The sequence below is a fragment of the Streptomyces sp. col6 genome (assembly GCF_008042035.1).
Taxonomy (GTDB): domain Bacteria; phylum Actinomycetota; class Actinomycetes; order Streptomycetales; family Streptomycetaceae; genus Streptomyces.
Window position 1 is genome coordinate 55,847 of sequence record NZ_RDBL01000028.1, and the last position, 10,954, is coordinate 66,800.

The 10,954-nt window shown below is 70.0% G+C and carries 9 protein-coding genes; 6 read left to right on the forward strand and 3 right to left on the reverse strand.

The features are described 5' to 3' along the window. Window positions 1–89 precede the first annotated feature (89 nt). Entirely contained in the window at window positions 90–1,448 is a 1,359-nt protein-coding gene (locus tag EAO73_RS29155) for an ROK family transcriptional regulator (protein ID WP_191134277.1), read from the reverse strand. Between the two features lie 145 nt (window positions 1,449–1,593). On the opposite strand from EAO73_RS29155, the gene EAO73_RS29160 reads away from it, so the two are divergent. The 5 genes from EAO73_RS29160 (at window position 1,594) to EAO73_RS29180 (ending at window position 7,171) form a co-directional block, all read left to right on the forward strand. Then, complete coding sequence (locus EAO73_RS29160) at window positions 1,594–2,907, forward strand: ABC transporter substrate-binding protein (RefSeq protein ID WP_147974537.1); 1,314 nt, start codon at window positions 1,594–1,596, stop codon at window positions 2,905–2,907. 10 nt (window positions 2,908–2,917) lie between these two features. Then, on the forward strand, window positions 2,918–3,928 hold the full coding sequence (locus EAO73_RS29165) for a carbohydrate ABC transporter permease (RefSeq protein WP_147974538.1): 1,011 nt from the start codon (window positions 2,918–2,920) through the stop codon (window positions 3,926–3,928). 61 nt (window positions 3,929–3,989) lie between these two features. Continuing rightward, complete coding sequence (locus EAO73_RS29170) at window positions 3,990–4,829, forward strand: carbohydrate ABC transporter permease (RefSeq protein ID WP_147974548.1); 840 nt, start codon at window positions 3,990–3,992, stop codon at window positions 4,827–4,829. Between the two features lie 20 nt (window positions 4,830–4,849). Continuing rightward, the gene (locus tag EAO73_RS29175; protein ID WP_147974539.1) at window positions 4,850–6,208 is read left to right on the forward strand and encodes a GH1 family beta-glucosidase; all 1,359 of its coding nucleotides are present in this window, start codon (window positions 4,850–4,852) and stop codon (window positions 6,206–6,208) included. A 129-nt stretch (window positions 6,209–6,337) separates the two neighbouring features. After that, window positions 6,338–7,171 carry a hypothetical protein gene (locus EAO73_RS29180; RefSeq protein WP_224756513.1) on the forward strand — a complete coding sequence of 278 codons (834 nt, stop codon included), beginning with the start codon at window positions 6,338–6,340 and terminating at the stop codon, window positions 7,169–7,171. A gap of 20 nt (window positions 7,172–7,191) precedes the next feature. Here EAO73_RS29180 and EAO73_RS29185 read toward each other — a convergent pair whose 3' ends face one another. After that, on the reverse strand, window positions 7,192–7,773 hold the full coding sequence (locus EAO73_RS29185) for a TetR/AcrR family transcriptional regulator (protein ID WP_147974540.1): 582 nt from the start codon (window positions 7,771–7,773) through the stop codon (window positions 7,192–7,194). 274 nt (window positions 7,774–8,047) lie between these two features. Further along, window positions 8,048–9,436, reverse strand: a complete 1,389-nt coding sequence (locus EAO73_RS29190) for a cellulase family glycosylhydrolase (protein ID WP_147974541.1) — start codon at window positions 9,434–9,436, stop codon at window positions 8,048–8,050. A gap of 242 nt (window positions 9,437–9,678) precedes the next feature. Here EAO73_RS29190 and EAO73_RS29195 point away from each other — a divergent pair, with 242 nt between their 5' ends. Then, window positions 9,679–10,701 carry a LacI family DNA-binding transcriptional regulator gene (locus EAO73_RS29195; protein WP_147974542.1) on the forward strand — a complete coding sequence of 341 codons (1,023 nt, stop codon included), beginning with the start codon at window positions 9,679–9,681 and terminating at the stop codon, window positions 10,699–10,701. The last annotated feature ends 253 nt before the right edge of the window (window positions 10,702–10,954 follow it).

The following is a 10,954-nucleotide window of genomic DNA, read 5'->3' on the forward strand; positions in this document are numbered from 1 at the left end:
CCAGGCGGCGGGCCCGTACGGCCACGGGCCGGGTAGGACGCGCTGTGAACCCGGCCCACCGCCCCCGCACTCACCCCGACCCCCCGCACTCACCCCGACGCATCCACCCCCGTCCGGGGCCGCTCCCGTCCGCGCACCGCTGCCGCCGGGGTCCGGGGCGCCGGCCCCGTGGAGCCCTGCCGGGGTGCCGGTGACGGGCGGCTGCCGCCGCGGGCCAGGAAGTCGGCCAGGGGAAGCGTCGCCGCGCCGACGGTGACCGCGTCGGGGCCGAGGCGGCCCAGCTCGATCGTGGTGCGGCCCGCCGCGTGCTTCAGCGCGTACTCCTGCGCGTACCGGCGGATGTCGGGCAGGAGGTGCGGGCCTATCAGCAGCCCCGCCCAGCCGCCGAGCAGGATGCGCTCGGGCAGGAAGAGGTTGATCAGGTCGCCCAGCGCCGCGCCCAGGCACTCGGCCGTCTCGTCGAGCAGGGCGACGGCCACGGGGTCGGGCTCGACGCCCGCGGCCGGGTAGGCGGCGGCGAGGAGCGCGGCGAGCGCGGTCTCGTCGTCGGCGTCGGCGGGCAGCGGGCCGCCCGCCTCGTGCCAGCGCTCGCGCATCGCCTCGGCTCCCGCGTACGCCTCCAGGCAGCCGATCGAGCCGCAGCGGCAGCGCCGGCCGCGCAGCTGGACCGTGCTGTGCCCCCACTCCAGGGCCTGGCTGCTGCGGTCCTCGTCGAGCAGGTCGCCGTGGTTCACGCAGGCGCCGACGCCGGAACCGATGAGGGCGATGGCGGAGGCTCCGGCGCCCCGCCCGCCGCCGAACCACATCTCGGCCTGGCCGAGCGTCTTGGCGCCGTTGTCGATGAAGAAGGGCACCTCGGGAGGCACCCGCACGGCGTCCCGGAGCAGCCGCTCGAAGGGGACGGCGCTCCAGTCGATGGTCTGGCCGTGGACGACGGAGCCCACGTCGCCGATGACGCCGTCCGGCGCGGCGCGCTCGATGATCCCCGGGACGCCGATGCCGATACCGAGCAGCCGGTGCGGGTCGGCGCCGGCGTCCCGCAGCACGTCGGCGACGCCGCTGCGGACATGGCCGACGATGCGGTCGACGTCGTAGCCGTGCTGGGCGAGCAGCCTTTCGGTGCGGGCGAGTTCGGTGAGGGAGAGGTCGAAGAGCTCCACCCGGATGCGGGTCTCACCGATGTCGATGCCGATGAGGAGGCCGCCGCCCGGGGCGACGCGCAGCAGGGTACGGGGGCGGCCGCCGTCGGACTCGACGACACCGGCCTCCTCCAGGAGATTCTCCGCGGCGAGTTCCGCGACGACGTTGCTGATGGATCCCGAGCTCAGCCCGGTGGCGGGACCCAGCTCCTGGCGGCTCAGCGGGCCGTCGAAATACAACCGTTGCAATACCCGCGCCCGGTTGCCCCGTCGCAGGTCACGCACGGTCCGTCTGTTGCGCTCAGCCATGTGGCTCCTTCCCTGACGGAAACATACCGCGACCCCAGGACTTGACGCGACCTTCCCTCACCTCTTAAATCACGTCATAAATTAAGTCCTGAAGGTCGTTCGGTTCTCGAACGCGACCTTCCTCCCCGGAAAGGGGCCATCCCGTATGCGCACCATCAGAGCCGCGGCAGCCGTCACCCTCGCGATCTCCATAGCCGCCGGTGTCACCGGCTGCGGAGGCGGTTCGTCCTCGGGCGGCGGCAGCAACGATTCGCCGAAGACGCTCACGTACTGGGCGTCCAACCAGGGCCCCAGCATCGAAGCCGACAAGAAGATCCTCACTCCCGAGCTGAAGAAGTTCGAGAAGCAGACCGGCATCAAGGTCAAGCTGGAGGTCGTGCCCTGGGCCGACCTGCTCAACCGGATCCTCGCCGCCACCACGTCCGGTCAGGGACCGGACGTCCTGAACATCGGCAACACCTGGTCGGCCTCGCTCCAGGCGACGGGTGCGCTGCTCCCCTGGACCAAGGAGAACTTCGACGCGATCGGCGGGCGCGACCGCTTCGTCGACTCCGCGGTCGCCTCGGCCGGCGCGGAGGGCAAGGACCCCTCTGCGGTGCCGCTGTACTCCCTCGCGTACGCCCTCTACTACAACAAGAAGAGCTTCGCCGAGGCCGGCATAGAGAAGCCCCCGGCCACCTGGGACGAGCTGGTCGCGGACGGCAAGAAGCTCTCCAAGAACGGCAAGTGGGGGCTGGGCGCCGAGGGCTCCAACCTCTCCAACAACATCCACCAGACCTTCGTCCTCGGCCAGCAGCACGGTGCCGACTTCTTCGACGCCGAGGGCAAGCCGACCTTCACCTCGGACGGCGCGGTGGCGGCCGTGAAGCAGTACATCGACTTCATGGCCAAGGACAAGATCATCGCCCCGGGCAACGCGGAGTACGCCCAGAACCAGTCCCTCACGGACTTCGCCAAGGGCAAGACCGCGATGGTGCTGTGGCAGGCGGCGGCCTCCACCTTCGCCTCCCAGGGCATGAAGCCCGAGGACTGGGGCTCGGCGCCCGTCCCGGTCGCCTCCGGCACCCCCGGCCAGGGCAAGAACACCAACTCCATGGTCGCCGGAATCAACATGGCGGTGTTCAAGAACACCAAGAACATCGACGGCGCCAAGAAGTTCGTGAAGTTCATGACGAGCGACGCCGAGCAGAAGCTGCTCAACAAGACCTACGGGTCGATCCCGCCGGTCAAGACCGCCCAGGCGGACGAGGCGTTCTCGGCGCCCGACCTCGCGGTCCTGCGCGACACCCTGGCCAAGAGCGCGGCCCCGCTGCCGCAGGTGCCCAACGAGTCGCAGTTCGAGACCGCCGTCGGCACCGCGGTCAAGGAACTGTGGGCCGATGCGGCGGCCGGACGCCCCGTGACCAACGAATCCGTCAAGGCGCGCCTGGAAAAGGCCCAGCAGACGATGCAGCAGTAAGGCAGCCCTCATGACCGCCACCGTGACCACCGACAGCCTGACGGAAAAGTCGGACAGGGTGACGAGCCGGGGCAACGGGGGTGCGCGCAGGAGACTGCCGCGCATCCCCGACCGGATCCGCCAGGGCGGACTGCCCTATCTCCTGCTCCTGCCGGCCGTCCTGCTCGAACTCCTCGTCCATGTGATTCCGATGGTCATCGGAATCGTGATGAGCTTCCGCCAGTTCACGCAGTTCTACATCAACAACTGGGGCGGGGCGCCCTGGAGTGGCTTCGACAACTACAAGATCGCCGTCGACGTCAACGCCCCGATCGGCGAGGCACTGCTCCACTCGTTCTTCGTCACCTGCGTCTTCACGTTCTTCGCCGTCGGCCTGGCGTGGCTGTTCGGGGTCGCGGCGGCGATCATGCTCCAGGAGAACTTCCGCGGCAGGGGAATCCTGCGGGCGATCTTCCTCGTCCCGTACGCCCTGCCGGTCTACGCGGCCGTCATCACCTGGGCCTTCATGTTCCAGCGCGACAACGGCCTGATCAACCACGTACTGCACGACCAGCTCGGGCTCACCGACCAGCCGTCGTTCTGGCTGATCGGCGACAACAGCATCTACGCGCTGATCATCGTCTCGGTCTGGAAGGGCTGGCCCTTCGCCTTCCTCATCGTGATGGCCGGGCTCCAGAACATCCCGCGCGAACTGTACGAGGCCGCCTCGATCGACGGCGCCGGCATCTGGCAGCAGATCCGCAAGATCACGCTGCCCTCGCTGCGCCCGGTCAACCAGGTCCTGGTGCTCGTCCTGTTCCTCTGGACGTTCAACGACTTCAACACCCCGTACGTGCTCTTCGGGAAGGCCGCCCCGGAGAACGCGGACCTGATCTCGATCCACATCTACCAGTCCTCGTTCGTCACCTGGAACTTCGGCACCGGCTCCGCGATGTCCGTGCTCCTGCTGCTGTTCCTGCTGGTCGTGACGGCCGTCTACCTGCTCATCACCTCACGCGGAAGGAAGGGTGCCGATGCCTAGCCATGCCCAGCCGTCCGCGCCGCCGGCGAAGACGGGAACGCGCTCGCGGACCCGTTCCCCGATGGCCGCGCCGCAGTCCTTCCTGTGGGCCCGCCGGTTCATCCTGGCCTTCCTGACCGCCTTCGCCCTGCTGCCCGTCTATGTGATGGTCAGCAGCTCGCTCAAGCCGCTCCAGGACGTGTCGGGGAAGTTCCACTGGATCCCGTCCGGGCTGACCGTGAAGCCCTACTTCGACATCTGGGACACCGTCCCGCTCGCCCGGTACTTCGTCAACTCGCTCATCGTGGCGGGCGCGGCGACAGTCCTGTCGGTGATCATCGCGGTGTTCTCGGCGTACGCGGTCAGCCGCTACAAGTTCCGCGGCAAGCGGGTCTTCACCGTCACGGTGCTCTCCACCCAGATGTTCCCGGGCATCCTCTTCCTGCTGCCGCTGTTCCTCATCTTCGTGAACATCGCCAACAGCACGGGCGTCGCCTTGTACGGCTCGCGCGGCGGACTGATCCTCACGTATCTGACGTTCTCGCTGCCGTTCTCCATCTGGATGCTCATCGGCTACTTCGACTCGATCCCCCGGGATCTGGACGAGGCCGCGCTCGTCGACGGCTGCGGGCCCATCCGCGCCCTGTTCAAGGTCGTGGTGCCGGCCGCGGTGCCGGGCATCGTCGCCGTCGCCGTGTACGCGTTCATGACGGCGTGGGGCGAGGTCCTCTTCGCCTCCGTGATGACCAACGACACCACCCGCACCCTGGCCGTCGGCCTCCAGGGCTACGCCACCCAGAACGACGTGTACTGGAACCAGGTCATGGCCGCCTCGCTCGTCGTCAGCGTGCCCATCGTCGCCGGCTTCCTGCTCCTGCAGCGCTATCTGGTGGCCGGCCTCACCGCGGGAGCCGTCAAGTGACCGCCCCGGAAAGGAAGTCCGTGAACGACCTCAGCGCCCTGCCGGCCGGCTTCACCTGGGGCGTCGCCACCGCCGCGTACCAGATCGAGGGAGCCGTGACCGAGGACGGCCGCGCCCCCTCCATCTGGGACACGTTCTCGCACACCCCGGGCAAGGTGGCCGGCGGCGACACCGGGGACGTGGCCTGCGACCACTACCACCGGGTGCCGGAGGACATCGGCCTGATCAAGGAGGTCGGGGCGAACGCGTACCGCTTCTCGCTCGCCTGGCCGCGCATCGTGCCCGGCGGCGACGGACCGGTCAACGCCGCCGGCCTCGACTTCTACGACCGGCTGGTCGACGGGCTGCTGGAGGCCGGGATCACCCCGTTCGCCACGCTCTACCACTGGGACCTGCCGCAGGCGCTCCAGGACCGGGGCGGCTGGACCGTACGGGAGACCGCGGAGCACTTCGCCGCGTACACGTCGGTCGTCGTGGAACGGCTCGGGGACCGGGTCAAGGACTGGGCGACCCTCAACGAGCCCCTGTGCTCGGCGTGGATCGGCCACCTGGAGGGCACGATGGCGCCGGGTCTCACCGACCTGACCGCCGCCGTCCGGGCCTCCTACCACCTGCACCTGGGCCACGGCCTCGCGGTCCGGGCGATCCGGAGCATCTCCCCCGACGCGCGGGTCGGCATCGTCAACAACCTCAGCCCGGTGGAGGCGGCCACCGACCGCGAGGCGGACCGGGCGGCGGCCGTGCGCGGGGACGGACACACCAACCGCTGGTGGCTCGACCCGATCCTCGGGCGCGGCTACCCGCAGGACATGGTGGACCTGTACGGAGTCGAACTCCCGCTCCAGGACGGTGACATGGAGCTGATCTCCGCGCCGCTGGACTGGCTGGGCGTCAACTACTACTTCCGCCAGGTGGTCACGGCCGACCCGTCCGGCCCGGTTCCGCACGCCAAGCAGGTCTACCTGCCCGGCTCCCGGCACACCCACATGGACTGGGAGGTGCACGCCCAGGGCCTGGAGCAGCTGCTCCTGCGCCTGACCGAGGAGTACGGCTTCGAGCGCATCTACGTCACCGAGAACGGCTCGGCCTACCAGGACGTCGTCCTGGCCGACGGCTCGGTGCACGACCCGGAGCGCACCCAGTATCTGGAGGAACACCTCGCGGCCTGTGCACGCGCCGTCCGCAAGGGCGCCCCGCTGGCCGGCTACTTCGCCTGGTCGCTCCTGGACAACTTCGAGTGGGCGTACGGCTACGACAAGCGCTTCGGCCTGGTCCACGTCGACTACGCGACCCAGCGCCGTACGGTCAAGAGCAGCGGCCGGCGCTACGCGGAGCTGATCCGCGAGGCATCGACTCCCCGCTCCCGCAAGGCCGCCTGACCTCCGGCCGCGCACCCCGGCAGCCCCCGGCCGCGACGGATCACCGCCGCCGCCGGGGGTTTCGGGCTGCGCGGCGAAGCCGCCGGGGCGGCGACCGGCCGCCGAAGGCCGTTCGTTAGCATCCGTCGCATGACGAGGCGGGGGTGGCGGCTGGGCTGCCTGGCGGTGCTGACGGCGATATGTGTGTCCGGTCCGGGGCGCCCGGAGGTCATCCGTACGGCGTCCGACCTCGGCCCTCTGCCGGCCGACCGCTACACCTACACGGCGCAGGACTACCAACGGTCCCAGCAGGCAACGGCGTTGCTGGTGCGCCATTGCATGGCGGAGCGCGGCCACGCGGACTTCCCGCTCGACCCCCGTAACCCCAGTGACCCCATCACCCTCGCGGCGGTCTCCACCGACTACGGCGCCCTCGACCTCGCCTCCGCCCGCCGTTGGGGCTACGGCTGGGATCCGGCGACGTCGCGGGCACACCGGCCGACGGGCCGCCGGATGACCGATGCCGAGTACGCGGACTACCCCGCCTGCCTGTCCCGGTCGGATCAGCGGCTGATGCGCGGCATCGACCTCCGGCGGGACTGGCTCTACGCGGGCACACGCGCCATCGAGACCGACAAGGCGGTCAAGCGCGACCCGGATCTCCGCGCGGCCTGGGCCGCGTGGTCCGGCTGTATGGCGGACCGGGGGTTCACACGCTACGTGGACCCGGTGGCGGCGTACACGGACGCCGCCTGGCACCGGGGCGGCGACGGCAACACGAGGCACACGCGGCGGGAGCGTGACACCGCCGTCGCGGACGTCATCTGCAAACGCCGCCATCACACGCCCGAGATCTGGCACACCGCACGGGCGCGGATACAGACCGTCGACATCACACAGCACCGCGCCCGCTACACCGCCGGCCTGGAGGCGCTGCGCACGTACCGGGCGACGATCACCGAGGTGCTGCGCACGCTCGGGTGAGGACTCCGGTGGAGCGCGGCCTACGCTCCCCCGGTCGCCCGCGACCAGTTCGACAGCAGGTAGTGCAGGGCGTCGACCGCGCGTTCCCACGAGGCCTGGACGGGCCGCGGGGCCTCGAAGCCGCCGTCGCCCTCCAGGGCGGTGAAGCCGTGGAAGGTGCTGCGCAGCAGCCGTACCGCGTCGGTGAGGTCGGGTTCGGTCAGACCGTACGCGCGCAGCATCGCCGAGGTGGTCCGCAAGGTGCGGTGGTACGCGGGCGCCTCGGCGACGATCGCGGGGTCGACGGGGTACTGCGTGGCCGCGTACCGGCCGGGGCACTCCAGCGCGAAGGCGCGGTAGGCACCGGCGAACGCGACCAGGGCGTCCTTCCCGGCCCGGCCGGCCACCGCCGCCTCGATCCGGTCGATGAACTCCTCGGCGGCGAGCAGCGCGACACGGGTGCGCAGGTCGCCCAGGTTCCTGACATGGGAGTAGAGGCTCGCGTCCTTCACGCCGAAGCCCCGGGCCAGTGCGGAGATGGTGACCTTGTCGAAGCCGGCCGAGTCCGCCAGATCTGCCGCAGCCGCCACGACCCGTTCGGTCGTCAGCCCCGCGCGAACCATGCCCACCCCCGCCTGTGCGTTTCCCAGGGCCCTTGGCCTGGCCTTTGCCGAATATACACAGAAGCCCGTGGTGGCCACGGAGAGCCGTGGCCACCACGGGCTTCCGTACCGCGCCGACAGCGGGGAGTGGGTCGACACGGTGGCGGAAATCGCACGGGAGAGCGCTCTCCCATGACGCCCCAGTGTCTCGCCGCTGTCGACGGAGTGTCAAGGTTCGGCGGTGTCCGCGCATGACTGTGAGGCCCCGGCGCGCCGGGGCCCCACGGCTCACGGATCAGCTGGTGGGGAAGTTGTCCGGAGTGCTGATCCGGGACTTGAGCAGTGCGCCCGACTCGGTCAGCACACCGCTGCTGCTGTAGTCGCCGCCCTCACAGGTGCCGGGCTTGAACGCGGCACTGCTCTCGTTGGCGTCGGAGTAGGTCCAGTTCGCGTAGCTGATCTTCAGCTGGTCGAGCAGGTCCAGCCAGGCGGTTGTGCTCGCCCGGTCCAGCGCGCCGCCGCCGGTGGCGCTCACGGTGCCGAACTCCGTTACGAACAGCGGGAGTTGCGACGCGGCCCGGCTCACCGTCGCGCGGTAGTTGTCCTTGTGGCTCGCGGCGTAGAAGTGGAACGCGTACATGATGTTCGTGGCGTTGACGGGGCTGTTGACGACCTCGCTCTCGTTGGACCCGTCCGAGACGCCCAGGGAGGACCAGCCACGGGTGCCGACGATGACGACCGCGTCCGGGTCGGCGGCCCGGATCACCGGGATGACCTGCTCGGCGTAGCTCTTGATGCCCGCCCAGCTCACACCGTTGGGCTCGTTGGCGATCTCGTAGATGACGTTCTTCTTCGAGGCGTTGCGGGCTGCGACGGACGCGAAGAACGTCTTGGCGCGTTCCAGGTTGTAGTTGGGGTCGCCCGGCGTGAGGGTGTGGAAGTCGATCAGGGCGTACATGCCACGGGCCTCGGCCATGTCGACGAGGCCGTTGACCTTGCTGGTGAAGCCCGCCGGGTCGGTCTCGTAGCCGTCCTCCTGGACGTACATGGCGGTGCGCAGCAGGTCCGCCTTCCAGTCGTTCGCCAGCGCGTCCAGGGACGCGTTGGTGTAGCACTGGCTGAACCACTGGAGGCCGTGCGTGCTCATGCCGCGCAGCTGGATGGGGCGGTTGTACTGGTTGCACAGGTTCACGCCGCAGACGTGGAGCTGACCGTTCGTCCCCACCGGGGTGCCGTCGCCCGTGGCGGGCGGCGGTCCGTCGTCGTCTCCCCCGCCGCCGACGGACCCGGTGCACGCGACACCGTTGAGCGTGAAGCCCGTGGGCTGCGGGTTGGAGCCCGTGAACGAGCCGACGAAGCCCAGATCGGCCGAGCCGCCGGTGGCCAGGCTGCTGTTCCAGTCGATGCCGGCAGCGGTCACCGTGGAGCCGGACTGCGACCAGGTCGCGTTCCAGCCCTGAACCACCTTCTGACCGGAACCCGGCAGGGTGAACTTGAGCTGCCAGCCACTCACGGGATCACCGAGATTGGTGACCTTCACGCCACCCTGGAAGCCGCCATCCCACTGACTGGCGACGGTGTACTCCACCTTGCAGCCGGTGGCGGCCGCCGCCGGAGGACTGGCCAGGACCGTCAAGCCCATGACCGTCGCGCCGGTCGCCAGCAGAGCCAAGAAGCGTTTCACAGCATTTCTCCTCGTTCGAAGGGGAACAACTGAGGAACTTTCGAATGGGAGCGCTCCCAGAACCCATCGGGCCGAGACCGTACACGCCGCCGCACCCCCACGCATAGGGATCCGACGCTGTCATGCACAAATAAACTTGGGAGCGCTCCCAGACACAGGAGCCGATACCGGCCGCCGATCGCCCCGTTCACTCGGGCGTTCACCCTCCTGGCCGTAGGATCGGGGGCTCTTGGGGGTGGGAGATGCTGAACAGAAGTTCCGGCACGCCGACGCTGGAAGAGGTCGCCGCGCTCGCCGGGGTGGGACGGGGCACGGTCTCCCGGGTGATCAACAACGCTTCGGGCGTCAGGGAGTCCACCCGCCGCGCCGTGCAGCGCGCCATCGACGAGCTGGGTTACGTACCCAACCTGGCCGCGCGCTCCCTGGCCGGGCAACGGGCGGGAGCCGTCGCCCTGGTGATGACGAAGACGGACTGGCGGCTGTTCGGTGAGCCGTTCTTCTCGGAGATCGTCCGCGCGGTCGGGGACGCCTTGGACGAACGGGGCGTGCAACTGCTCCTCACCCTGGTCCGGACCGACAGTGAACGGCAGCGGCTCCTGGAGTACGTACGCGGGGGCCGGGTCGACGGAGTGCTGCTCATGTCGGTGAGCGCCGAGGACCGGCTGCCGGACATGCTCGCGGACGCCGGGGTTCCCACGGTGCTGCTGGGCCGGCGCTCCGGTGACGAGCGGGTCACCTACGTGGACGCCGACAACGTTGGCGGCGCGCGGGACGCGGTGGGCCACCTGGTGCGCGGCGGCCGGAAGCACATCGCCGCCATCACCGGACCGCCCGAGATGTACGTCGCCCAGTGCCGGCTGCGTGGATACCGGGAGGCACTGCGCGAGGCGGGATGCGCGGAGCTGCCGTCCCTGGTCGTGCGGGGCGACTTCACCGAGGCCAGCGGCCGGCGCGCGATGACGGACCTGATCCAGCAACACCCGGAGGTCGACGCCGTGTTCGCCGCGTCGGACAGCATGGCCGCCGGTGCGCTGGCCGCGCTGCACGCGGCGGGACGCCGGGTGCCCGACGACGTCGCGGTGGTCGGCTTCGACGACTTCGAGCTCGCCGAGCAGACCGAGCCGCCACTGACGACGGTCCGCCAGCCGATGGAGGAGATCGGCCGGGCCATGGTGCGGCTGCTGCTGGAGGAGATGAGCCGGCCGAAGGTGGCCTGGCACCACGTGATCCTGCGGACGCGGCTGATGGTGCGCGGGTCGGGCTGACACACGAGGCGCCCGACGGGCGGCGCGGCAACCGGCGCCGGCGCGGCAACCAGTGACGGTGCGGCGGGCACCGCCGGTCCGCCGCACCCGGTGCGCCACCGGGCGCCCACCACGGACCCACCCCACCGGCGGCCCCTTTCGGCCGATCCCGTCCGCGCTGTTGTCAGGGACACGGCGATTCCCCTACAGTCCCCTACCAACGAATGCATGGGAGCGCTCCCATGCATTCGTTGGTAGGGGACTGTAGGGGAAT